Origin of the sequence: Burkholderia sp. BDU5 (genome assembly GCF_001522845.1) — a bacterium.
Taxonomy (GTDB): Bacteria; Pseudomonadota; Gammaproteobacteria; order Burkholderiales; family Burkholderiaceae; genus Burkholderia; species Burkholderia mayonis.
Map to the genome: position 1 here is coordinate 16,385 of NZ_LOWC01000115.1, position 24,542 is coordinate 40,926.

General features: G+C 65.6%; 21 protein-coding genes. 12 read left to right on the forward strand and 9 right to left on the reverse strand.

Annotated features, from left to right (window positions below):
• Window positions 1-72 precede the first annotated feature (72 nt).
• Complete coding sequence (locus WS69_RS18270; protein WP_059472134.1) at window positions 73-1,728, forward strand: APC family permease; 1,656 nt, start codon at window positions 73-75, stop codon at window positions 1,726-1,728.
• 86 nt (window positions 1,729-1,814) lie between these two features.
• Here the strand turns inward: WS69_RS18270 and purU are convergent, their stop codons facing one another.
• Complete coding sequence (purU, locus tag WS69_RS18275; RefSeq protein ID WP_059472135.1) at window positions 1,815-2,690, reverse strand: formyltetrahydrofolate deformylase; 876 nt, start codon at window positions 2,688-2,690, stop codon at window positions 1,815-1,817.
• Window positions 2,691-3,162: 472 nt separating this feature from the next.
• Between purU and WS69_RS18280 the strand changes: the two genes are divergently transcribed.
• Window positions 3,163-4,305, forward strand: coding sequence for a porin (locus WS69_RS18280; RefSeq protein WP_059472136.1), 1,143 nt, complete (start codon window positions 3,163-3,165; stop codon window positions 4,303-4,305).
• A 60-nt stretch (window positions 4,306-4,365) separates the two neighbouring features.
• Here WS69_RS18280 and WS69_RS18285 read toward each other — a convergent pair whose 3' ends face one another.
• The 3 genes from WS69_RS18285 to WS69_RS18295 all read right to left on the reverse strand — a co-directional run bounded on the left by WS69_RS18285 (window position 4,366) and on the right by WS69_RS18295 (window position 8,810).
• Window positions 4,366-5,592 carry a M28 family metallopeptidase gene (locus WS69_RS18285; protein ID WP_059472137.1) on the reverse strand — a complete coding sequence of 409 codons (1,227 nt, stop codon included), beginning with the start codon at window positions 5,590-5,592 and terminating at the stop codon, window positions 4,366-4,368.
• A 104-nt stretch (window positions 5,593-5,696) separates the two neighbouring features.
• Window positions 5,697-7,400: a M36 family metallopeptidase gene (locus WS69_RS18290; RefSeq protein WP_059472138.1), complete on the reverse strand. Its 1,704-nt coding sequence runs from the start codon at window positions 7,398-7,400 to the stop codon at window positions 5,697-5,699.
• A gap of 465 nt (window positions 7,401-7,865) precedes the next feature.
• Window positions 7,866-8,810 carry a GlxA family transcriptional regulator gene (locus WS69_RS18295; protein WP_059472139.1) on the reverse strand — a complete coding sequence of 315 codons (945 nt, stop codon included), beginning with the start codon at window positions 8,808-8,810 and terminating at the stop codon, window positions 7,866-7,868.
• 267 nt (window positions 8,811-9,077) lie between these two features.
• Here WS69_RS18295 and WS69_RS18300 point away from each other — a divergent pair, with 267 nt between their 5' ends.
• From WS69_RS18300 to WS69_RS18320, 5 genes are all read left to right on the forward strand, one after another.
• Complete coding sequence (locus tag WS69_RS18300) at window positions 9,078-10,028, forward strand: choline ABC transporter substrate-binding protein (protein WP_059472140.1); 951 nt, start codon at window positions 9,078-9,080, stop codon at window positions 10,026-10,028.
• A gap of 72 nt (window positions 10,029-10,100) precedes the next feature.
• Window positions 10,101-11,030, forward strand: coding sequence for a 3-keto-5-aminohexanoate cleavage protein (locus WS69_RS18305; RefSeq protein WP_059472141.1), 930 nt, complete (start codon window positions 10,101-10,103; stop codon window positions 11,028-11,030).
• A gap of 115 nt (window positions 11,031-11,145) precedes the next feature.
• Window positions 11,146-12,111, forward strand: a complete 966-nt coding sequence (locus WS69_RS18310) for an L-carnitine dehydrogenase (RefSeq protein WP_059472142.1) — start codon at window positions 11,146-11,148, stop codon at window positions 12,109-12,111.
• Window positions 12,112-12,113: 2 nt separating this feature from the next.
• Window positions 12,114-12,611, forward strand: a complete 498-nt coding sequence (locus WS69_RS18315) for a thioesterase family protein (protein ID WP_059472172.1) — start codon at window positions 12,114-12,116, stop codon at window positions 12,609-12,611.
• A gap of 35 nt (window positions 12,612-12,646) precedes the next feature.
• Window positions 12,647-13,591, forward strand: coding sequence for an alpha/beta hydrolase (locus tag WS69_RS18320; RefSeq protein WP_059472143.1), 945 nt, complete (start codon window positions 12,647-12,649; stop codon window positions 13,589-13,591).
• Between the two features lie 559 nt (window positions 13,592-14,150).
• On the opposite strand, the gene WS69_RS18325 is transcribed toward WS69_RS18320, so the two are convergent.
• The 5 genes from WS69_RS18325 to WS69_RS18345 form a co-directional block, all read right to left on the reverse strand.
• Entirely contained in the window at window positions 14,151-14,462 is a 312-nt protein-coding gene (locus WS69_RS18325) for a DUF4148 domain-containing protein (protein WP_059472144.1), read from the reverse strand.
• Window positions 14,463-14,694: 232 nt separating this feature from the next.
• Entirely contained in the window at window positions 14,695-15,681 is a 987-nt protein-coding gene (locus WS69_RS18330; protein WP_059472173.1) for an oxidoreductase, read from the reverse strand.
• 246 nt (window positions 15,682-15,927) lie between these two features.
• Complete coding sequence (locus tag WS69_RS18335; protein WP_015603862.1) at window positions 15,928-16,218, reverse strand: DUF3331 domain-containing protein; 291 nt, start codon at window positions 16,216-16,218, stop codon at window positions 15,928-15,930.
• A gap of 497 nt (window positions 16,219-16,715) precedes the next feature.
• Complete coding sequence (locus tag WS69_RS34875; protein WP_059472145.1) at window positions 16,716-17,288, reverse strand: hypothetical protein; 573 nt, start codon at window positions 17,286-17,288, stop codon at window positions 16,716-16,718.
• Between the two features lie 44 nt (window positions 17,289-17,332).
• Entirely contained in the window at window positions 17,333-18,577 is a 1,245-nt protein-coding gene (locus WS69_RS18345) for an NAD(P)/FAD-dependent oxidoreductase (protein ID WP_059472146.1), read from the reverse strand.
• Window positions 18,578-19,443: 866 nt separating this feature from the next.
• Here WS69_RS18345 and WS69_RS18350 point away from each other — a divergent pair.
• The 5 genes from WS69_RS18350 to WS69_RS18370 all read left to right on the forward strand — a co-directional run bounded on the left by WS69_RS18350 (window position 19,444) and on the right by WS69_RS18370 (window position 24,432).
• Window positions 19,444-20,559, forward strand: coding sequence for a branched-chain amino acid ABC transporter substrate-binding protein (locus tag WS69_RS18350; protein ID WP_059472147.1), 1,116 nt, complete (start codon window positions 19,444-19,446; stop codon window positions 20,557-20,559).
• 195 nt (window positions 20,560-20,754) lie between these two features.
• On the forward strand, window positions 20,755-21,681 hold the full coding sequence (gene livH / locus WS69_RS18355) for a high-affinity branched-chain amino acid ABC transporter permease LivH (RefSeq protein ID WP_059472148.1): 927 nt from the start codon (window positions 20,755-20,757) through the stop codon (window positions 21,679-21,681).
• Between the two features lie 8 nt (window positions 21,682-21,689).
• The gene (locus tag WS69_RS18360; protein ID WP_059472149.1) at window positions 21,690-22,961 is read left to right on the forward strand and encodes a high-affinity branched-chain amino acid ABC transporter permease LivM; all 1,272 of its coding nucleotides are present in this window, start codon (window positions 21,690-21,692) and stop codon (window positions 22,959-22,961) included.
• Entirely contained in the window at window positions 22,958-23,731 is a 774-nt protein-coding gene (gene livG, locus WS69_RS18365; protein ID WP_059472150.1) for a high-affinity branched-chain amino acid ABC transporter ATP-binding protein LivG, read from the forward strand. Before WS69_RS18360 ends, livG begins: the two co-directional genes overlap by 4 nt.
• Window positions 23,731-24,432 carry an ABC transporter ATP-binding protein gene (locus WS69_RS18370; RefSeq protein WP_059472151.1) on the forward strand — a complete coding sequence of 234 codons (702 nt, stop codon included), beginning with the start codon at window positions 23,731-23,733 and terminating at the stop codon, window positions 24,430-24,432. Before livG ends, WS69_RS18370 begins: the two co-directional genes overlap by 1 nt.
• The last annotated feature ends 110 nt before the right edge of the window (window positions 24,433-24,542 follow it).

A 24,542-nucleotide genomic window follows, 5' to 3' on the forward strand; every position in this document is an offset into this window, starting at 1 on the left:
CATTTTTCGACTCGCACAACGCAGTGTTGTTAGAATGTGCCCTTGTGCGGAGTCTTCACCGGAGGATTTTGGATGAGTCAGGCAGGACTGCGCGCGCGCAGCACCAGCGACATTGAGGCAACCATCTCACATGAAGAAAGAGGCCACACGCTGCATCGTGGCCTCAGTTGGAAGGACGCATTTTGGGTAACGAGCGGCGTGCCTGCGGGCGTGCTGTTCACGATCGGCGGCGTATGCGCGACGGTCGGCCAACCCGCGTGGGCGGTGTGGATCGCCGCGATCGCGATGGGATTGATTCAAAGCGCGACTTATGCGGAAATTTCCGGGCTATTTCCCCATAAATCGGGCGGCGCATCGGTTTACGGTGCGATCGGCTGGGTGCGATACAGCAAGTTGATCGCTCCGGTCTCCGTATGGTGCAATTGGCTCGCGTGGTCGCCGATGCTCGCGCTCGGTTGCGGCCTCGCAGCAAGCTATGCACTCACCAGCCTGTTCCCGGCGGACGCAGCGATCCTGCACTGGCAATGGACGCTCGCCGATCTCGGCTTCATCAAGCCCGGTCTGACCCTGCGGGTCAACGCCACCTTCGTGATCGCGACGATCCTGCTGCTGATCACGTTCAAGCTGCAGCACAGCGGTGCATCGAAAGCCGCACGTACGCAGCGCATTCTCGGCATCGCGTCGTTGACGCCGCTCCTCATCGTCGGCATCGTGCCGTTCGTCACGGGCGATGTGCCGATGTCGAATCTCCTGCCGCTCTTGCCCCTCGGCCACGACGCGCAGGGCAATCTCACGGCGGCTACGTTCGGCAGCTGGAACGGGCAGGGCGTCGTGATGGCGCTCGGCGCGATGTTCATGGCGGGGTGGGCGTCGTACGGCTTCGAAACGGCCGTCTGCTACACGCGCGAATTCCGCGATCCGCGCCGCGACACCGCAAAGGCGATCTTCTGGTCGGGCGTGCTGTGCCTGATCGTGATGACGCTCGTGCCGATGGCGTTCCAGGGCGCGCTCGGCACGGCGGCGATGCTCGATCCGCGCATCGGCGACGGCACGGGCGTCGCGGCCGCGATGGCGCGCATCGTCGGCGGCGGCGCATGGGTCGCGAACGCGGTCGTCGTGATGCTGATGCTGTCGATCCTGCTGATCGTGATGACGTCGATGATGGGCTCGTCGCGCACGCTCTATCAGGCGTCGGTCGACGGCTGGCTGCCGAAGTACCTGTCGCACGTGAACGAGCACGGCGCGCCGACGCGTGCGATGTGGACCGATCTCGGCTTCAATCTCGTGCTGCTGCTGATGTCGGACTACATGACGGTGCTGTCGATCTCGAACGTCTGCTACATGTTGTTCGTCTTCCTGAATTTGCAGTCGGGCTGGATTCATCGGATGGATCGCGGCGAATGGGAGCGGCCGTTCCGCTGCCCGACGTGGCTGCTCGTGCTCGGCTCGATCTGCGGTTATGCGAATCTCGTGTACGTCGGCGCGGGCGCGGATCTGCAAGGCGCGGGCACGTTGCGCAACGGTCTGATCGCGATGCTGCTGATCGTGCCGGTGTTCGTCTATCGCCACTACTGGCAGGATCGCGGCCGCTTCCCTGCGCAAATGCAGCGCGACATGGAGCTCGTCGTGCCGCCGCGCAGCGCGTGGCTGAACGCGGTGCCGTATACGGCGCTCGCAGCCGCCGCGCTGACAATCTGGATTGCGTACTATTTCGCTTGGGTTCGATAGGCCGCGTGCGCAGGCCGGGATGCCCGGACGCATCGCCGCATCCGGGCCGAAGCGAATCCGCGAAGCCGCAGCGCGTGCTGCGCTCGCTACTGGAAGACGACGGTCCGGTCGCCGTTCAGGAACACGCGGCGCTCGATGAACGCCTTCACCGCGCGCGCGAGCGTGATGCATTCGACGTCGCGGCCCACGGCGAGCAACTGCTCGGGCCGGTACGAGTGATCGACGCGCTCGACCACCTGCTCGATGATCGGTCCTTCGTCGAGATCGTCGGTGACGAAGTGCGCGGTCGCGCCGATCAGCTTCACGCCGCGCGCATGCGCCTGGTGGTATGGCTTCGCGCCCTTGAATCCCGGCAGGAACGAATGGTGGATGTTGATCGCGCGGTTCGCGAGCTTCGCGCTCGTTTCCGGCGAGAGCACCTGCATGTAGCGAGCGAGAATCACGAGTTCGGCGCCGCTCGTCCCGAACATGTCGAGCCATTGCGCCTCCTGCCGCGCCTTCGTGTCGGCCGTGATCGGGAAATGCCGGAACGGCAGCCCGTGCTGCGTGGCGAGCGGTTCGAGATCCGGATGGTTCGACGCGATCCCGACGATGTCCATCTTCAGCTCGCCCATCTTCCAGCGGAACAGCAGATCGGCGAGGCAATGCTCGAGCTTCGACACCATGATCAGCACCTTCGGCCGCGCGGCGACGTCGTGGATCGCCCATTGCATGCCGAAGCGTGCGGCGATCGGCTCGAACTCGCGTCGCAGCGCATCGAGGCGCAGCGAATCGACGGCGTCCGCCGCATGGAACACGCAGCGCACGAAGAAGCGCTCGCTGAGATCGTCGTCGAAGACGGTCAGCTCGTCGACGTAGCAACGATGCCGGTCGAGCAGGCCGACGACGGCGGCGACCTGGCCCGCCGCGCTCGGACACGACAGCGTCAGCACGAACTGATGGGGACGTTGGGGAACGGACATGTGTTTCCTCTGGCTCGATGAGCGCCCGGCGCGCGACGCGGGTGCCGGGCGTCCGAGGCGATGCACAAGTTAATCAAGCCGGATCGGATGCGGATAGAACCGAAGCGCCGCGCAGCTGGAATCGGCGCGCCAATGCGTGCGGCGTCACGCGCACGCGTCGAGCAGCCAGCGGCGGAACAGCGGCGCGGCGAGCCCATGCGCGTCGAACCAGCCGTGCCAGGCGAGCCAGCGCTCGATGCGCGGTGATCATGGTCCTCCGCACATACCCCAACGGTCGCATCGTGACCATTCGACGTCGCCTGGAGACGGGTAGGGCGAAAAATGGGTTTGTATTTTTCGCCAACGGCATCCGATTGTGTGCGTGATGCGCAACGGTCGTCGGAGTGGTGCGTCGTTTCAGAAATGGTCGCGGATTCGCGTGGGCAAGGCGGGAATCCATTTTCTCTCGAACAGGCAGGGTGGGGTGTCGACAATGACGAAATCGAATGTGGCCGTGATGAGCGCAATGGCGCTTGCGATCGGAATCGCGCCGGGCGCAAGCCACGCGCAGAGCAGCGTGACGCTGTACGGGATTCTCGACGCCGGGATGACGTATGCCAGCAATACGGGCGGCTCGCACGTCTTCAAGTTCGACGACGGCGTGTCGTACGGGAACCGGATCGGCTTCAAGGGCACTGAGGATCTCGGCGGCGGCCTGAAGGCGGTCTTCGTGCTCGAGAGCGGTTTCAGGCTCGGCAATGGCCAGCTCGGTTTCGGCGGCGCGGAGTTCGGGCGCCAGGCTTACGTCGGATTGCAAAACAACTGGGGGACGCTCTCGTTCGGCAATCAGCTCGACATGACGGAGGAGATGGTCTACCTGAACAACATCTCCGCATGGGCGAGCGGCTACGCGATCCACCAGGGCGACTTCGATCGCTTCAACGGCGACCGCCTGCCGAACTCGGTGAAGTTCCTGTCGAACGATTTCAGCGGCTTCAAGTTCGGCGCGATGTATTCGTTCGGCAACGTCGCGGGCGACTTCCACCGCAACAGCGCATGGAGCGCGGGCGCGAACTACACGCAGGGCAACCTGTCGGTGGGCGCCGCGTACACGCACCTGAACAACCCGTCCGGCATCTATGCGTTCGATCCATACGCGATGATCGGCACGAAGACCTTCCTCGGCCAGCCGACCGTCAGCGTCGACCCGGCCACCGGCAAGATCACCGATCTGTTCGCGAATTCGCCGATGAACGTCGACAGCCAGGGCACGTTCGGCGTCGGCGGCAGCTACACGCTCGACAAGCTGACGCTGTCCGGCAATTTCACGTACTCGACGATCAAGGGCTTCGGCAACACGTCGCACATGCAGGTCTATGAAGGCGGCGGCTCGTACCAGTTCACGCCGGCACTCAGCCTGGTCGCGGGCTACCAGTACACGCGCTTCGAAGGCCATCACTGGAATCAGGGATCGGCCGGCGTGCACTACCTGCTGTCGAAGCGCACGGACGTCTATATCTCGGGCGATTATCTGCGCGCGTCGAACGGCGTCGACGCGGTGATCGGCTACAGCTTCACGCCGTCGTCGACTCAGACGCAGGCCGACGTCCGCATCGGGATGCGGCATTCGTTCTGACGCATCGCGATGCTCGGCAACCCGGAAGCGGCGTGTCTTGCGCGCCGCTTCCGATGTCGCTTACCGCTTCGCGGACGCGCTCAGCCCGCCGCCCAGCTCCGCAGCATACGCGAGCGCGAGCCTGCCGAACTTCAGCGCATGATTGCCTTGCTGGTCCGATCGCTCGAGCGTGTCGTACGCGGAGTGGATGTACGGATTGTCGTTCTGATCCGCTTCGAACGGGAACGATGCCGGATAGCCCTGCGCATTCCACGATGCATGATCGGAGCACGCATAGCCGCATTGCGACGTGCCGACCGCGAGCTCGGGCAGATAGGTCTTCGCGAGATTCGCGAGGTACGTGTTCTGCGTCGAATTCGTGTAGTCGGTGATCAGGTAGATGTCCTTCGGATCGCCCTTGTAGTTCGTCATGTCGAGCTGGAACGCACCCACCACGTTCACGTTCTGCGCCCTGAACTGCTTCGCGATCGCCTGCGAGCCGAGCAGGCCCGCTTCCTCCGCCGCGTAGCCGATGAACTTCAGCGTGCGCTTCGGCTGATAGCCGTTTGCGAGCAGGACGCGCAGCGCTTCGGTGAGGCTCGCGATGCCCGACGCGTCGTCGTCGGCGCCCGGCGCACGCGTGTTCTCGCTCATGCGGCCGGCGGTCGAATCGAGATGCCCGCCGATCACGACGATGCCCGCACTCGGATCGCTGCCCTTGATCGTCAGGATCACCGACTTCTGCGGCCAGCCGGCGTGCGTGAACTGCTCGACTGTCACGTCGGCGCGCGAGCCAGCGAGCTGTTTCCATTGCCGCGCGAGCCAGTCGGACGCCGCGACGCCGTGCGACGTCGTGTAATAGCGGTTGGTGAAGCCGGACATCGACACGATCGTGCTGACGATGTTGCTCGCCTGAAGCTGCGAGATCCAGTTGCGGATCTGCTGCGAGTTGGTGATCGGGTAATCGATCGCGGCCGCCTGCTTGACCGTGCCCGGCTGCAGTGACGCGCGCGCTTCATCGTAGGTCGCGTGGACGAAGAAGCCGGGACCGTGGCCGCGTGCGCGGCGTATCGTCTGCGATAACGATTCGAGTAGCGAATCGTCGACTTGCGCGACGTGGACGGTCTCGGTGCGCGCGGCGTCTCCCGTCGGGACGGCCGCGCTGTAGCGGCTCGTCGCGGCAGGATCGATCAGACGCAGTTCGCGGAATGCGGGATCGGCAAGCGTGATCCACACCGGCGCGGCGTGGGCGGCCGAGACGCAGAGGGCGCCGCACAGCGCGGCGGCGACGTGTTGGAGCTTGGACATGGTCGATCTCCTCGGGTGAGGGAGATGCAGTCGCGGGGGGAGGCGCGCAGCAGATCGTGCCGCGCGCCCAGCGTACGTTGTCGCTTACGTCTTCCTTATACGGGTTACAGGTTCTGCGGCACGGTCACGCCGTACGTGCAGCTCTTGTTGTACGCGTCGCCGATCGCATTGAGCTGCGCGCTGCTGTAGCCAAGCGCGGCCGCCGCGGTCAGCACCGCCTGAGCTGCGGCTTTCTGGTTCGTCGAGCCGTTGGTCATCGACAGTCCTTTCAGGAACGCCTTGTCCATCGCCACGCCGCCGATCGCATCGCGCGCGACCATGTTGCACGACGCCCAGTACTGGCCGGCCGTGTGGATCGCGGAATTGCGGACCTGCGAGTAGGTGCGGCCGACGTTGTAGTTCGTCACGCGGCCGGGCCAGAACTCGTTGTGGCCGTCCCAGTTGAAGACCCAGTGATACTGCGCGTCGGACGGGCTCCATTGATTGAAGTCGCGGCTGTAAGCGGCCGCGAGGTAATCGCCGGTGCCTTCGGACAGGCCTTCGACCTGCGAGAGCCCGCCGTTCGTGATCCAGTCGTGGATGCCGTGGCCGAGCTCGTGAATCACGACGTCTGCGTCCTCCGCGTCGTCGACGCCGCCCTGGCCGAACGAAAGCTGGCCGGAACCCGACGAGTACGACGAGTTGTCGGCGCCGGATTGGCCGTGCGGATCGTACTGGACGCCGCCCGAGTACTGATACGGCAGCGCCTTGATGCCGAGCGTCAGGTTCACGTAGCGCAGGAACGTATCGATGTGGTAGTACGCGTTGACGGCCTCGAAGTACAGGTTCGAGCGCGTGAAGTCGAAGGTCGTCGATGACTGCACCGGGCACGCATTGTCGCGCGGCGCGTCGAAATCGACGCAAGACGCATACGGGCCGGAGAGCTTGTAGCCGCCGCTCGTTTGCGTCAGATCCTTGAGCGTCACGCGCACGCGCGCGGCGTTCAGTTGCGGCGAGTCGGCGTCGTTGTTGTCCTTGAAACCGGTGCTGCCGTAGCTGCTTTGGGTCGACGACAGCGGATCCGGCAGGAACACGAGCCCGCTTCCGTCCGTTGCATAGGAGGCCTTGTCTTCGGCGCGCAGCACTTCGCCGCTGTTCGCGTCGATGATCAGTTCCCAGTCGCCGCGCAGGCTGTCCTGCGGCTTGCCGCGCACTTTCCACGCAGTATGCGTGCCCGAGTCGTCGACGAATGCGACGAGCTGCGATTGCACGCTCGCGAGGCCGCTCACGCCGAGGTACGCGCGCGCACGGTCGAGCGCCTGCTGCTCGTCGACCGCCTGCGCCTTGCTCGACACGGCCGCGACGCCGCTCACCGCCTGGCTCGCGACGTACAGCACGCGGCCGTCCGGCGCGACCGTGACTGCGATGTCGCTGTCGTAGACCGGCAGCCCCGCTGCGCGCTGCTGGAAGCGGACGACGGTGAAGTCGGTGTCGGCGCGCTCGGCCGCGACGACGAGATTCGCGAGCGCGGACTTGTCGAGGCCGAGCTGCGCGGCGCGCGTGGCGATGAATTCGCGTGCCATCGTCGCCGCGTCGGCCTTCTTCGCGTGAAACGCCGGGCTCGCCAGCGTGACGGCGACGGCGCCGGGGCGGAATTGCCCGGTCTTGCCGGCCGTCTCCACAGGCGGCACGACGCCGCGCGTGAGGCTCGCGCGCCGGCTTTCTTCTTGCGGGTTCGGCGCCTTCGAATCGGCCCACGCGGGCAGCGCGGCGCCGATGCCGATGGCCAGGCTCAGTGCGAACGGCAACGCTTTACGGGATGTCTGCATGTTCTGTCCTCGTCATCAAAGGTTGGGTAACAAACGAACCACGGGAAACGCAGGGACGACCCGATCCGTGCATCGGCCTCGACGAGCCGATGCAAACGGGCGGAGCTACAGCGGATGCGGCGCCGCAAGAAATCAGCGCGCGCGAAGCATGCGGGGTGGAGGGACGGGGAACCGCCAGAGAACGGCGGGCGAAGCAAACGGCAAGCGCTGCGATGGCTGAATGAGCATCGTCATTACAAACCCCTCGGAATAAATATTTGGAATGCTGCGCTTCTATTCGGCAAACAAACGATCGCGCTGAAATTTCACGTCGTTAGTCTGTCTATCTATTTTTAGAACATGTTACAGAATATTTTCAATCTTATTTCTAATTATTTTCGAGGGGCGGTTCGATAGGCGAAAACAGTAAGGCGGCGCACGATTTCGCGCCGCCGCAATCGCCCTATGCGCGGCATCGTGTTTGGCTCAGCGCAGCGCGTGCCGGTCGTTTCTCGGACTTGTGCCGAATTGCGCGCGATAAGTGCGGGAAAAATGCGACGGCGATTCGAAACCGCAAGCCGCGCAGACGGTGGCGACCGTCATATCGGTTTGCTGAAGAAGCTCGCGCGCGCGATCGAGCCGCAGACGCAAATAGAAACGCGTCGGCGTATCGTCCAGGATCGAGCTGAACAGCCGTTCGAGCTGGCGGCGCGTGACGCCGACTTCCTGTGCGAGCGTATCGGACGGCAGCGGGCTTTCCATGTGATGTTCCATCGTCCCGATCACCTGGATCAGCTTGCGGTTGTGCACGCCGTAGCGCGCGGCGATCTCGAGGCGCTGTCGATCGGAGCGCTGACGGATCCGGCTCAGCACGAACTGCTCGGAGATCGTCGCGGCGAGATTGGGGCCATGCCGGCGGCCGATCAGGTCGAGCATCATGTCGATCGACGCGGTGCCGCCCGCGCAGGTGATGCGCCGTTCGTCGATCTCGAACAGTTCTTGCGTCGTTTTCAGGTGCGGATAGCGTTCCTGGAACGCGGCGAGCGCTTCCCAGTGCAGCGTCAGCGCATGGGACGCATCGAAGAGCCCCGCCTCCGCGAGCACAAAGCTGCCGGTGTCGATGCCGCCGAGCGTCGCGCCGCGCCGATACTCGCGCTTCAGCCAGTCGCCGAGTGCGCGCGTGTAGCACGCGAGTGGATCGAAGCCCGCGATCACGAAGATCGTGTGCGCGTGCTCGACCTGCGCGAACGCCGCGTCCACGTTCAGCGAAATGCCGTTGCTCGCGACGACGGGCGCGCCGTCGCCGCTGACGATGCGCCAGCGGTACAGACTCGGCCTGAAGCGGTTCGCGACGCGCAGCGGCTCGACCGCCGACATGAAACCGAGCGCGGAGAAACCGGGCATCAGCAGGAAATGGAACGCTTCTGGCATGGACGCATGTGCTTCGGAACCGATCGGACGAGCGTAGCAAGCAAGACGCAAGCAGGCAAGCCGCCTTGCACGCTGCATGCCGGAAAAGCCCCGTCATGCCTGACAGTTCGTCCATCTAATGGTTTTTACGCATAGTCGCAAACAGGCAAGAAAAGGTCGCCGTCGGTCGCTTTGCCGCGAATATGGCCCGTTACCTTTGAGCCCACGGTGCAGGCTCCGTCGTCCCCTTGAAATCGCCTGCGGAATCCGTCGAACAGGGAGGCAACCATGAAGTCCATTACGACATTCGTATTCGGCGCGGCGCTTGCCGCAGCATGCGCGCTGCCGCTGCCGTCCTTCGCGCAGGACTCGGCCGCATGCCGCAACGTGCGCTTCGCGGATATCGGCTGGACCGACATTACGTCGACGACGGCGCTCGCGTCGCTGCTGTTCGACGGTCTCGGCTACAAGCCGACGACGACGATCTCGTCCGTGCCGATTTCGTTCGCCGGACTGAAGAACAAGCAACTCGACATATCGCTCGGCTACTGGTGGCCGGTGCAGCAGCATCAGTTTCAGCCGTTCCTCGATTCGAAGTCGATCTCGGTCGTCGAGCCGCCGAACCTGTCTGGCGCGAAGGCGACGCTCGCGGTGCCGAGCTATGTGTACCAGGCCGGACTGAAATCGTTCGACGACATCGCGAAGCATCGCGCCGAGCTCGACGGCAAGATCTACGGGATCGAGCCCGGCAGCAGCGCGAACGCGACGATCCAGAAGATGATCGACACGAACCAGTACGGGCTCGGCGGCTTCAAGCTCGTCGAATCGAGCGAGGCCGGGATGCTCGTCACGGTGGACCGCGCGATCCGCGACAAGAAGTGGGTCGTGTTCCTCGGCTGGGAGCCGCATCCGATGAACATCCAGATCAGCATGAACTATCTGTCGGGCGGCGACGCGTCGTTCGGTCCGAACTACGGCGAAGCGCGCGTGTACACGCTGACGGCGCCCGACTACATGACGCGTTGTCCGAACGCGGGCAAGCTCGTCGGCAATCTGCGCTTCACGACGCAATTGGAAAACCAGCTGATGCAGGCGGTGATGAACAAGGTGAGGCCGACGGAAGCCGCGAAGGCGTACATCAAGAAGAATCCGCAGGTGCTCGACGCATGGCTCGCCGGTGTGAAGACCTACGACGGCAAGGATGGCCTGTCCGCGGTGAAGGCTTATCTGGGACTCTGAAACTCTGAACCGGGCGTGCCGGCCCGACATCCGGACGGCAATGCTCATCCGAATCTGAACGAGGCGACAGCGATGAATCAAGAAGTCATTGTGACGTGTGCGGTGACGGGCGCAGGCGATACGGTCAGCAAGCATCCGGCGATACCGGTCACGCCGAAGCAGATCGCCGACGCGGCGATCGAGGCCGCGAAGGCGGGCGCGACGGTCGCGCACTGCCACGTGCGCGATCCGCTGACGGGCCGCGGCAGCCGCGATCCGAATCTGTATCGCGAAGTGGTGGACCGCATCCGCTCGGCCGACGTCGACGTCATCATCAATCTGACGGCCGGCATGGGGGGCGATCTCGAGATCGGCGCGGGCGAGGATCCGATGCGCTTCGGCAAGGGCACGGACCTCGTCGGCGGCTTGACGCGCCTCATGCATGTCGAGGAACTGCTGCCCGAGATCTGCACGCTCGATTGCGGCACGCTGAATTTCGGCGACGGCGATTACATCTACGTGTCGACGCCCGCGCAGCTTCGCGCGGGCGCGAAGCGGATTCAGGCGCTCGGGGTGAAGCCCGAGCTCGAGATCTTCGACACGGGCCATCTGTGGTTCGCGAAGCAGTTGCTGAAGGAAGGACTCCTCGACGATCCGCCGCTCTTCCAGCTTTGCCTCGGCATTCCGTGGGGCGCGCCCGCCGACACCGGCACGATGAAGGCGATGGTCGACAATCTGCCGCCCGGCGCGCACTGGGCGGGCTTCGGGATCGGCCGGATGCAGATGCCGATGGTCGCGCAGGCGATGCTGCTCGGCGGCCACGTGCGGGTCGGCCTCGAAGACAACCTGTGGCTCGACCGCGGCGTGCACGCGACGAACGGCGCGCTCGTCGAGCGCGCGCGAGAGATCGTCGAGCGCCTGGGCGGGCGTGTGCTGACGCCCGCCGAAGGGCGCCGCAAGCTTGGCTTGCCGCCGCGCGGCGAGCGTCTGCTCGAACGGCGCGCGATCGCCGAATACGCGTAACGCGCGAGCGCGTCGCAATGCGGCGCAACGTGGCGGAAGCGGCCGGGCGCGCACATGTGTCGCGCAGGACCGGCCCTTTCGCGTCATCATCTTCTCGTTCAAGGATCGAAGGTTCATGGCTGTCATTACCGAAATCAACACGTTCGGGGCGCTCGGCGCAGGCGTCATCGGCAGCGGCTGGGTCGCGCGCGCGCTTGCGAACGGACTCGACGTCGTTGCGTGGGATCCCGCCGGCGGCGCGGAACGGCAATTGCGCGCGAACGTCGAGAACGCGTGGCCCGCGCTCGAGCGCGTCGGATTGGCGCCCGGCGCGTCGCCGGATCGGCTGCGTTTCGTCTCGACGATCGACGCGTGCGTCGCCGATGCGGACTTCATCCAGGAAAGCGCGCCCGAGCGCGAGGCGCTGAAGCTCGAGCTGCACGATCAGATCAGCCGTGCGGCGAAGTCCGATGCGATCATCGCGTCGTCGACGTCCGGCCTGCTGCCGACGGATTTCTACGCGCGCGCGCATCACCCCGAGCGCTGCATCGTCGGACATCCGTTCAACCCGGTCTACCTGCTGCCGCTCGTCGAAGTGCTGGGCGGCGCGCGCACCGCGCCCGAGACAGTCGACGCGGCGATCGACGTCTATCGCGCGCTCGGCATGCGGCCGCTCAAGGTGCGCAAGGAGGTGCCGGGCTTCATCGCGGACCGCCTGCTCGAGGCGCTGTGGCGCGAGGCGCTGCATCTCGTCGACGAAGGCGTCGCGACGACGGGCGAGATCGACGACGCAATTCGGTTCGGCGCGGGGATTCGCTGGTCGTTCATGGGCACGTTCCTCACGTATACACTGGCGGGCGGCGACGCCGGCATGCGCCATTTCATGCAGCAGTTCGGTCCCGCGCTGGAGCTGCCGTGGACCAAGCTCGTCGCGCCGCAACTGACCGAGGAGCTGATCGACCGCGTCGTCGAAGGGACGGCCGAGCAGCAAGGACAGCGCAGCATCAAGGCGCTCGAGCGCTATCGGGACGCGTGCATCACCGAAGTGATCGCGGCGATCGCCGCGGTGAAAGCGCGCCACGGAATGCGCTACGAGGAATGACGATGATGACGGCCGCGACGCAAGCGACGGCGTTGACGATCCACCGCGACGCGGTTCTCGCGGATTGGGTCGATTACAACGGGCATCTGCGCGATGCGTTTTATCTGCTGATCTTCAGCTTCGCGACCGATGCGCTGCTCGACGCGATCGGGCTCGACGACGCGGCGCGCCGAGCGCGCGGCCGCTCTGTCTACACGCTCGAGGCGCACGTCAACTATCTGCACGAGATCAAGGAGGGGACGCGCGTGCGGGTCGATGCGCGCGTGCTCGCGCACGATGCGAAGCGGCTGCATCTGTATCTCGAGATGTTCGCGGAAGGGATCGACGGTGCGGTGTCGGCGAGCGAGCAGATGCTGCTGCACGTCGACACGAGCGGACCGAAGGCGGCGCCGTTCGACGCCGACGTCGCCGAGCGGATCGCGAAGCTGCATGCGCTGCAGCGCGCGTATCCCATGCCCGCTCACGCGGGACGCGTGATCGGCCTGCCCGCGCGCCGCTGACGCGCGGCGAACCGACAAGCCCGGCGACGCACGCGATGCTGGAACCGGAAATCGAAGCGTTCGTCGCGCGCGTCGCCGCGTGGTATCCGGATGACGTCGCGGCGCGCCCGATCGCGGAGCAGCGCGCGCGCTACGAGCGGTTCGCCGCGGCGTGGACGCTCGCATTGCCGGCGGACGTCGATACGACCGACGCGCGCTTCGTCGCGCCCGACGGCCGCACGATCGGCTTGCGGCGCTACCGATCGCGGCGATCCGATGCGCGCGGGACGGTTCTGTTCTTTCATGGTGGCGGCTTCGTCGTCGGTTCGCTCGACAGCCACGCGCTCGTCACGGCCCGGATCGCGGCGGACACGGGGCTGGACGTGATCGCCGTCGACTATCGGCTCGCGCCCGAACATCCTGCGCCGGCCGCGTTCGACGATTGCCTGGAGGTTGCCGTCGCGGCGCTCGACGGCCGGCTGCCGTTCGATTCGATCGCGCTGCCGCTTCGGCTTGCGGGCGACAGTGCGGGCGGCATGCTTGCGGCGTCGGTGGTTGCGGCGCTGCGCGACGGCGGTTCGGGTGGCGGCGGCGCGGGCGGCGGCGTTTGCGCGGTCGCGCTCGTCTATCCGATGCTCGGTTTCGAGCCGCAATCGCCCGCACGCGAGACGGAGGCGCACGCGCCGATGCTCACGCTCGCCGATGTCCACACGTACCGCCGCCTTTACTGGGGCGATGCCGGGCCGCCACACGGTACGGTGCCGCTCGACGCGAACGGCTTCGACCGCTTGCCGCCCGTGCTGGCGGTCGGCGCCGGGCACGATCCGCTGCGCGACGATGCGCGCGTCTATGTCGAGCGCGTCCGGTCGGCGGGCGGCACGGCGCGCTTTTGGCTCGGCGACGGGCTCGTTCACGGCTGCTGGCGCGCGCTCGACACGAGTCCGCAGGCCGCGCGAATGCATCGGATCGTCTGCGATTTCCTGCTTGAGCCGGGTGAGTGACGCGCGAGAAGCGCGGCAGGCGCCGAACGCGTGGTGCAGTACGCGCGGGGCCGGGGAGAACGCCTCTCCCTCGCAATGGAAAGACTGCGAGCGAAGCGAATGCGTTGCGTGCCGCTCGACACGCAGACGCGTACCTGCCGACGTGACAATGACGGCACGAATCGAAAAACGCGCCTCTACCGGGGGCGCGATTGGAATTCGGACAGGTGTTTGAAACTGCGTGCGTGCAGCGCGATGCGATGGCCAGCGGTTGCGTCGACGTTTGATACGGCCGGTGAATGCGACGCGGATGGCGAGCCGCAATAAAAAAATCGATCCTTACATATTTTGTAAGGATCGATTTTATTCCCACTCGTGGAATCCGCCGCAACGGTGGACTTGCGCCTCAGCCGAAAAAGCGCCCAGGCGCCAGGCGCCCAGGCTAAGCCGCTCCAAATGGAGCGGCGGAGGTTAGGGGCCTGAATGGGAGCGACGATCGGTCGGAGCGACCGACGCGTCGTGCGAGATTCAGATCGCGCGGCGGCCGGATTGGGCACGGCCGCGCGGTCTGTCGACTGCTTTACTGACCGAAGTAGATCGAGTCGCGCGGCGAGCGGGGAGCCGCCGCCGCCGGAGCGCCGACGTGCGCGACAGGCGCGGCTTGCGCACCGTAGCCGCTCGTGTCGGCGGCGCCTTGTGCGCGCGCTTCGGCGGCCTGGATGTCTTCCGGATAGTACGGGCTCGACACGCCCGGGTGATAGCCGGCCTTCTCGAGCTGGACCAGTTCCGCGCGCACTTGCGCACGGGTCAGCGATTGATTGGATTGCGCGAACGCACCGAACGAAGCGGTAAGAGCGGAAGCGGCGACGACAGCATAAACGAGCGATTTCATGAGAACCTCCGAATGTTTTATTGACTTCGCTTTCGACACCATGTCTTAAGCGATTGGTTACATCGTAGTCTTCGGGGTCCTACGGGTAAACGCTGGCTTTAGCGAAATATTTTTTCAAAAAATGAAAAAATACAGACGGCAAGCGGCAGGGTGTCGCGGCGATAAAAAAAAGCCGCCCACTTGCTGCGAACCGCAGCGGGCGAGGCGGCGAGCTTGGGCTTGGCGAAATGCTTCAGAGCGCGCGGAACGTCGCGTCGTAGCGCGATCGGCCGCGGCGCGAGCCGGGCGACGGTGTGTCGAGATAACGCACGCCGGTCAGTTGTTCGGATTTCTCCCACAGGCGGGCGCCCACCTGCACGTCGCGCGCCTGGTGCGGGATGCGCGCATCGGCCGGATAGCCGCGCGTCTCGCACAGGCGTGCGGGGCCGATGTACGCGCCGCCCTCGACGTCGGTCGTCGTCGCCGCATGGATCGCGGGCAGCGCGCCGACCTCGGCCGGCTGCGCGACGAAGCGGTTCGACAGACGCATCGCGAACGAGCCGAGCGGCGAGTTTTCCATTGTCGGACCGGCGAATTGCAGGTTGGTGGCCGCATAGCCCGGATGCGCGGCGACGCTCAGGATCGACAGTCCCGCGCGATCGAAGCGGCGCTGCAGCTCGAGCGTGAACATCAGGTTGGCGAGCTTGCTGTCGCAATACGCGCGGTACTTGTTGTAGCCATGCTCGGCGAGCATGTTGTCGAGACGGATCTTGCCGAGCCGGTTGAAGCCGCTCGACATCGTCACGACGCGCGCGCGGTGAGACGCGCGCAGCGCAGGCAGCAGCAGGCCCGTCAGCGCGAAGTGGCCGAGATGGTTCGTCCCCATCTGCATTTCGAAGCCGTCGCGCGTGTGGCGCAGCGGCAGGAACATTACGCCCGCGTTGTTGCAGAGGATGTCGACACGGCCATGGCGGTCGGTGACGGCATCGGCAAAACGGCAGACGGAGGCGAGATCGGCGAGATCGAGCGACTCGACCTCGATGCGCGCGCGCGGATAACGGGTGCGGATCGTGTGCGCGGCCAGTTCGCCCTTCGCGGAATCCCGGCACCCCATCACCACCTGCGCACTCTTGGCGGCGAGCGTTTCCGCGATCTGCCAGCCAAGACCGCTGTTGGCTCCTGTGACGACTGCTACTTTTCCGCCTTGCGGCAGCACATGTTGCGCGCTCCATGCATGCATCTTCGTCTCCATCGGTGGCACGCCGTGGGGCGGCGCGTTCACGAGCCCGTTTTTTGCGTGGACGGACCCTAGATCCGGTGCATCGGAGCAGCGGTGCCGCCGTCGTCCGCGCCTCACACACCGTTACATTGATTGATGTAACGGTAGTGACGCGAGCCGGCGAAAACAAGGGGCAAGCTAGAGACGCCGCTCTAACCGCCCGTGGCGCGGCGCGACATCGGCCGCGTCGGCGGCGGGATCGTGGCGTTACTTGCCGCTCGTATGGCCGAGCACTTCGGCGGCGGAGATCATCGCGCCTGCATTGGCGGGCGCCGGACGCTCAGCGGGGCGGAACACTTCGTCGCCGCGATGAATCACCTGGCGCGACAGCGCGCAGGTGCCGGTGCGCTGCGCGAAGCGGCGGCGCCAGCGTTGCTCGCCGTAGTGACAGCGGCCGGGTTCGACCCAGCGGACGACGAGCAGCGTGTCGGAGCGTTCGAGGATTTCGACGTGAACGTCAGCGGGATCGAGCACAGGCTGGGATTTGGAGGACTTCATTTTGCCGTTTCCTAAAGCTCGTGCGGTATCGGCCTAGGCAGTTATTGCAACTGCTTTCCGTCGATTCCGTAGCGATTTCCATTAGAGGGGTGCGCTAAATGTAAGCGCGCTTGCGCGGAAAAAACATCCTGTCTGGCTCAAATTACTTTTTGCCGATTTAGAAATAATCGATTTCCATTAGCAGGCAAAAGTGGCGTGCCCAGTCGTTCACTCGAATGGTGCACGAACCGGGTGCGAAATGGCGCCCGAATCCCGCTGCGGCGCGCCGCGAGCCGTTCGCGCCGTTCGCGGCCGGCTGCCGCGATGTGCGGATGTGTGGCGGCGGCGCGCGTCTTGTCACGATGTTTTACTGCGTGTCAAGGTTTGTCGCTTCGACGCAAAGGCGAATCGTGCGATTGTTTTGCCGCCGATGCGTTCGACTGCGTTGTGGTTAATCCTGCGTTCGATTCGGCTGCATTGATCGTTGCGACGATGTTCGTTGTGAAAATTGCAAAGCGCTATTCGTTCAACATGCAGTGATTTCTCGGCGGGTTAGTCGGTTGCATATTGTGCGATGACCGATTAAGTGCCGCGTTTCGACGAGCGCGCGAAATCGTTTGCGCAATTCCGCGCAATGTCGGATTTGCTTCGTTGCCGAGAAACGGAGCGGGATGCGGCGACGATGCTCGGTCTCGTTCGGCGGATCGCATTTGCTGGATCAATCGATCGATGAGCGGCGGGTGCGCATCGGGGGGCGGGCGCATGTCGCGTATCGGATATCGCATGTGCGCGGCGATTGTCTTCGCGCAGCCATCGGATGCTCGGCGAGCGCGCTTCGTCGAGCAGGCTCGACGGTAATGGAGATCGATGCATTGCTCGGCACGCTCGTCGCTCGCCGAATGTCGCCCGATGCACCGCGCGCCCCGGACGCGCGGATCAAGCATCATCTGACGCTTCGTGCGGATCGACCATGCATCGCATGTCGAACGACATGCCGGACGATTCATGTCGCGCGGCTCGCTACCGCCGGAGCACGGCGTCCGCGGCGCATGGTCGTCGAGCGCCGACGTGTTCGCGAGCGCGTTGAACATTTTCCGGCCGCGGCCAATTCGCTCGCGCTCGCATCCGCTTCGAATCAGAGAAACCGCTCGACGCGAAACGGTGCGACGTTCGCGGCGGTCGGCTCGCCGCACATCATCTCCGCGAGCAGGCGTCCCGTGATCGGTCCGAGCGTGAGCCCGTGATGATTGTGTCCGAACGCGAACCACATCCCGCGGTGCCGCGGCGCGGCGCCGATCACCGGACGCATGTCCGGCGTGCACGGCCGAAAGCCGAGCCATGGCTCGGGGTCGAGCCGCGGGCCGAGCCTGAACGTCGGCTGCGCGACGCGTTCCGCGCGTGCGAGCTGCACGCCTGTCGGCGGCAGCGTGCGCGCGGCGATCTCGACGCCCGTCGTGAGCCGCAGCCCGCTGCGCATCGGCGCGACGACGTAGCCGTGCTCGAGATCGACGACGGGCGCGGACAGCGACGCGCCGTCGGGCGGCGCGTAATGCATGTGGTAGCCGCGCTTCTCGCGCAGCGGAATCCGGTAGCCGAACTTCGCGAACACCGTATCGGACCACGGGCCGAGCGCGACGACGACCTCGCGCGCCGCCGCGACGCCGTCGGCCGTGCGCACGCGCCAGCCGTCGCCGCTCGACTCGATGCTCGCCGCATCGCCTTCGAGCAGCGCGCCGCCGTTGCGCTCGAAGAGCCGTGCGTACGCTTTGACGAGCGCGCCGGGATCGACGACGCTCTTCGGGTCAAGCCAGTGCAGCGCGCCGCAGAACCCCGGGCCGAGCGCGGGCTCTTGCGCGGCGAGCGCGGACGCGTCGAGCGTCGCCACGCGAAGGCCGTGCCGGCTCGCGCTGTGCAGTGCGTCGCTTGTCGCATGCGCGAGGCGGGCGGGCGCGCGATACGCCTCGATCCAGCCGCGCGCGCGTACGAGGTCGCCCGCGTTCGCGCGCGCGATCAGCGCGTCGTGCTCGGCGACGCTGCGCTCGATGAGCGGCAGCAGATCGCGCGCGGCGGCCGCGTGGCGGCGCGGCGACGATTCCCACCAGAAGCGCGCGAGCCACGGCGCGAACGACGGCAGCGACGCGTGATGCCAATAGAGCGCGGTCGAGCGGTTCGTCGCGTAGCGCAGCAGCGCGAGCGGGCTGCGCGGAAACGCATACGGCGCGACCGACGAGCGCTCGATGAGTCCGGCGTTGCCGAAGCTCGTGCCGTCGCCGGGCGCGCCGCGATCGACGAGCGCGACCCGGCGGCCGCGATCCTGCAGGTGCAGCGCGGCCGATACGCCGACGATGCCTGCGCCGAGAACGATGACGTCGAAATCCATGAGGCGAGTGTCAGTGATGTGCAGTGCGGATGGCGGACGGATTCCCGCCAGATGAATGTCGCGCGATCGCACGGTCGCACGACGACCGAAGCGCGCGGCCGGCCGACGCGGAACCGCCGAAAACGGCAAGCCGATTCGACAGGCGATCGAAAGAAATGTCTGGCCGGCCGCGCGATTGCATTATTTCATTGAAATATCAAAACGCCTGCTATGGCCCCAACGAAGGTGCCGCCATATGCACGTTCGTGGGCGAACCTTGCATCGACGTCGTGCCGGTTCGGACGGGCCATGCGGTTGCACCTCGGTCTGGATGTCGGGCCGCACGCCGTCGTCGCGACCGTCTCCGAGTTCGCTCGGCCCACGCGACGGTGCGGTGCAGCGTCGCGTCAAGCGCCCGTATGTAAAGATGAATTGCGCCAAATGACCGCGCGAAATGCGTCGTGAACCTTGAATTGGATTGCGGTGCAACACGTCGCAATCGGGCGCAACCGGGAGCTTGCACGCTCGGTTGGACTGCGTATTTTCCCTGATTCGTCAGCTATTTCTGGTCAGACGCATGAAAAACGATCCTATAATTTCGGCTGCCTTGCCAACGGCTGTCGGCAGATCCGTCCGACGAGCGGTTAGGTAAGCGGGGCAGGCGAATCGCTTGCGCAATACAAGACGCATCACGTTGTCTTTCCGAACCAAGGTCTCCGTCTTTCGCGACGGCGGCTGACACTGCCGGGCCCCGCAAGCGCTATTCCATCTGCAGGTCCGTCTATCCGTCTCGGGCGTGCTCCAAGTCGTTTCGTCCACGGGTGTTGTTCGATTGCGCAGGTCATGCCGCCTTGCCCGTGTGACTAAACATAATCGAGGAGCTCCTGATGATGCTGTCCCGTCTTTCGTCCATCTCTCTTGCCGCGATGCTTGCCGTCGCCGGCGCCGCGGCCCGTGCGGAAACCGTGAAGATCGCCATTGCCGGCCCGATGAGCGGCTCGGTCGCTCAGTACGGCGACATGGTCAAGGCCGGCGCGCTGACGGCGATCGAGCAGATCAACGCAGCCGGCGGCGCGGGCGGCAACAAGCTCGAGGCAGTGATGATGGACGACGCGTGCGAGCCGAAGCAGGCGGTCGCGGTTGCGAACAAGATCGTCAGCCAGAAGATCAAGTACGTGATCGGCCACGTGTGCTCGGGCTCGACGATTCCGGCGTCCGACATCTACGAGAACGAAGGCATCGTGATGGTCACGCCGTCCGCGACCGCGCCGCAGCTCACCGAAGGCAAGAAGCGCAAGTTCGTGTTCCGGACGATCGGCCGCGACGATCAGCAAGGCCCGGCCGCCGCGCAATACATCATCAACAAGGTCAAGCCGAAGAAGGTTGCCGTGCTGCACGACAAGCAGTCGTACGGCCAAGGCATCGCATCGTCCGTGAAGAAGGATCTCGAAGCGGCGAAGATCCCCGTCGTGCTGTTCGAAGGCATCAACGCGGGCGATTCGGACTACTCGGCGACCATCACGAAGCTGAAGTCGCAAGGCGTCGACTTCGTCTACTTCGGCGGCTATCACCCGGAAATGGGCCTCTTGTTGCGCCAGGCGCGCGAGCAGGGCGTGAAGGCCGCGTTCATGGGACCGGAAGGCGTCGGCAACAAGGACGTGACCGCGATCGCGGGTCCCGCGTCCGAAGGCATGCTCGTCACGCTGCCCGCCGACTTCACCGCCGATCCGGCCAACGCGGCCCTCGTGAAGGCGTTTGCCGACAAGAAGCGCGATCCGAACGGCCCGTTCCAGATGCCCGCGTATTCGGCGGTGAAGATCATCGCCGATTCGATCGCGGGCGCGAAGACCACCGATCCGACGAAGGTCGCCGCGTACATGCACCAGCACGGCTTCGACACGCCGATCGGCAAGGTGTCGTACGACGCGCAGGGCGACCTGAAGGCGTTCAAGTTCGTCGTCTACAAGTGGCACAAGGACGCGACCAAGACGGCCGCCAACTAATCGGAGTATCTGCCCGCCCGTCCGCCCCGCCGCACGTTCGCGCGGGGCGGGGCGCATTGGCCCGGCGCCGCCGCGCGAGCAGCGGGCCGCGGCGCGGCGGGCGTGTCGAGATCGGACGCCCGTGCGCGGCGTGCGCCGCCGCTTTCATGAGCGGCCGCGCACGCACGCGCGTCGGCGCGAACGGGAGCTTCCCGCATGAATGAATTCTTTCCGCAATTCGCCCAGCAACTGGTCAACGGCCTCACGCTGGGCGCGATCTATGCGTTGATCGCCATCGGCTATTCGATGGTCTACGGGATCATCGGCATGATCAACTTCGCCCACGGCGAGATCTACATGATCGGCGCGTACGTCGGGCTCGTCACCCTGACCGCGATCGGCGCGTCGGCGGGCTATCCGCTGCCGCTCGTGCTCGGTGCGGCGCTCGTCGTATCGGTCGCCGTCACCGGGCTTTATGGGTTCGCAGTCGAGCGCGTCGCGTACCGGCCGCTGCGCGGCGGGCCGCGGCTCGTGCCGCTCATCTCCGCGATCGGCATGTCGATCTTTCTGCAGAACTACGTGCAGATCGGCCAGGGCGCGCGCGACATGTCGGTGCCCGTGCTGATTTCCGGCGCGTTCGACATTCATGTCGGCGGCGACTTCGACGTGACGGTGCCGTATGCGCGTCTTCTGATCGTCTGCGTGACGATCGTGCTGATGATCGCGCTCACGCTGTTCATCTCGCATTCGCGGATGGGCCGCGCGTGCCGCGCGTGCGCCGAGGACATGCGGATGGCGAACCTGCTCGGCATCGACACGAACCGCGTGATCTCGTTCACGTTCGTGCTGGGTGCGATGCTCGCCGCGGTGGGCGGCGTGCTGATCGGGCTCACGATCGGCAAGCTCAATCCGTACATCGGCTTCGTCGCGGGCATCAAGGCGTTCACGGCCGCGGTGCTGGGCGGCATCGGCAGCATTCCCGGCGCGATGCTGGGCGGCGTGCTGCTCGGTCTCGCGGAGACCTTCGCATCCGGCTACATGCCCGCCGAGTACAAGGACGTGGTGGCCTTCGGCCTCCTCGTACTGATCCTGCTGTTCCGTCCGTCGGGCCTGCTCGGCAAGTCGGACATCGAAAAGGTGTGAGGCCGCCCATGAATCAAGCGATGACTTCCGTCCGCACGACGGCCGGCGCGCCGGCCGTCCAGTCGCTCAAGCACGCGGTGACGGCCGCCGTGCTGACGGCGATCCTCACGGTGCCGATCCTCGGTCTCCAGTTGAAGCTCGACGGCTATCAGGTCGTGCTCGAAGCGCACTGGCGGCCGGTCTGGATCGCGGTTGCCGCCGTGTTCCTGTTCCAGCTGTTCAAGCCCGCGCTGCTGCGTGCGAAGGCGGCGGTGCGCCTGCCCGCGGCGGCGCCGCTCGGCGCGCGGCAGCAGCGCGCGATCGTCTGGGCGCTCGTCGCGATCGGCTTCTTGTTGCCGTTCTTCGGCTCGCGCGGCGCGATCGACGTCGCGACGCTCGCGCTCATCTACGTGATCCTCGGCCTCGGCCTGAACATCGTCGTCGGCTTCGCCGGGCTGCTCGATCTCGGCTATGTCGGCTTCTATGCGGTCGGCGGCTACACGTATGCGCTCCTCAACCAGTACTTCGGGCTGACGTTCTGGGAATGCCTGCCGCTCGCCGCGCTCGCGTCGGCTACGTTCGGCTTCCTGCTCGGCTTTCCGGTGCTGCGGCTGCGCGGCGACTATCTCGCGATCGTCACGCTCGGCTTCGGCGAGATCATCCGTCTGCTCGCGAACAACCTGACGAGCATCACGGGCGGCCCGGACGGCATCTCCGGCATTCCGAAGCCGACCGTGTTCGGCTTCGAGATGGCGAGAAGCGCGAGCGTCGAGGGCGCGAAGACGTTCCACGAGCTGATCGGGCTCGAGTACAGCGGCGAGCACGTCGTGATCTTCCTGTACCTGATCGCGCTCGTGCTCGTTTGCTTCACGCTGTTCGTGACGAGCCGGCTGATCCGGATGCCGATGGGCCGCGCGTGGGAAGCGCTGCGCGACGACGAGATCGCCTGCCGGTCGCTCGGCCTCAACCCGACGCGCATCAAGCTGTCGGCGTTCACGCTCGGCGCGTCGTTCGCCGGCATCGGCGGCGCGTTCTTCGCGGCGCGCCAGGGGCTCGTGAATCCCGAGTCGTTCACGTTCATCGAATCCGCGCTGATTCTCGCGATCGTCGTGCTGGGCGGGATGGGCTCGCAGCTCGGCGTGATCCTCGCGGCGATCCTGCTGACCTTGCTGCCCGAAATCGCGCGCGGCTTCGCCGAGTACCGGATGCTGATGTTCGGCCTCGTGATGGTGTTGATGATGATGTGGCGTCCGCAGGGCCTGCTGCCCGCGAGCCGTCCCCACGTGGAGCTGCCGCAATGAGCGCGACGACGGAAATGCTGAAGGTAGCCGCGCTGCAGATGCGCTTCGGCGGCCTGCTCGCGGTGGACGGGATCGATTTCGACGTGCGCCGCGACGAGGTGTTCGCGATCATTGGTCCGAACGGCGCGGGCAAGACGACGGTGTTCAACTGCATCGGCGGGTTCTATCGGCCGACGTCGGGCCGCGTCGTGCTCGACGGCCACGCGATCGGAGGCTTGATGAGCCATCAGGTCTCGCGCAAGGGGCTCGTGCGGACATTCCAGAACATTCGGCTCTTCAAGTCGCTGACGGTCGTCGAGAACCTGCTCGTCGCCCAGCACCGGCTGGTGAAGTCGGGGCTCCTGCACGGCCTCTTCGCGACGCCGGCGTATCGCCGCGCGGAGCGCGAAGCGCTCGAGCGCGCGGCGGTGTGGCTCGATCGGATGAATCTGACGGCGGTCGCGAACCGGCCCGCGGGCACGCTTTCGTACGGGCATCAGCGCCGCCTCGAGATCGCGCGCTGCATGATCACGAACCCGCGCCTTCTGATGCTCGACGAGCCGGCTGCGGGCCTCAATCCGCAGGAGAAGGTCGAGCTGCAGCAGCTGATCGACCGTCTGCGCCGCGAGTTCGGCGTCGCGGTGCTGCTGATCGAGCACGACATGAGTCTCGTGATGGGCGTCTCGGATCGCATTCTGGTGATGGAGCACGGCCGGCCGATCATGATCGGCAAGCCCGACGAAGTGCGCAACGATCCGCGCGTGATCAAGGCCTATCTGGGAGAGGAGTGATGCTGAAGCTGGAGAAGGTCCACACGCATTACGGCGCGATCGAGGCGCTGTCGGGCGTGTCGATCGAGGTGAAGAAGGGCGAGATCGTCACGCTGATCGGCAGCAACGGCGCGGGCAAGACGACGCTGATGATGACCGTGTGCGGCACGCCGCGCGCGTCGAGCGGGCGTGTGCTGTTCGAGGGCGACGACATTACCGCGATGCCGACGCACGAGATCATGCGCCAAGGGCTCGCGATCTCGCCGGAAGGGCGCCGCGTGTTCCCGAGCCTGACCGTGCTCGAGAATCTGAAGATGGGCGGCTTCTTCGCGAACCGTCATGAGATCGACGAAGGCGTCGAGCACGTGTATCGCCTGTTTCCGCGGCTGAAGGAGCGAGCAGCGCAGCGGGCGGGCACGATGTCGGGCGGCGAGCAGCAGATGCTCGCGATCGGCCGCGCGCTGATGAGCCGGCCGCGCCTCTTGCTGCTCGACGAGCCGACGCTCGGCCTCGCGCCGCTCGTGATCGCGCAGATCTTCGACATCATCCGGACGATTCGCGGCGAAGGCGTCACGGTTTTCCTCGTCGAGCAGAACGCGCACAAGGCGCTGCAGGTTGCCGATCGCGGCTATGTGCTCGAAACGGGGCGGGTCGTGCTCGCCGACACCGGCGCGAACCTGCTGGAGAACGACCGGATCCGGAGCGCGTATCTCGGTGGGTAATGCGGCGTTTCTGCGAGCGTGATGCCTGCGGAACGAGAAACGGACGAATGCGCATCTCCGAAAAGCAGAATATTGCGTATTCGTTCGAATTCATCGAGCACATGTAAATG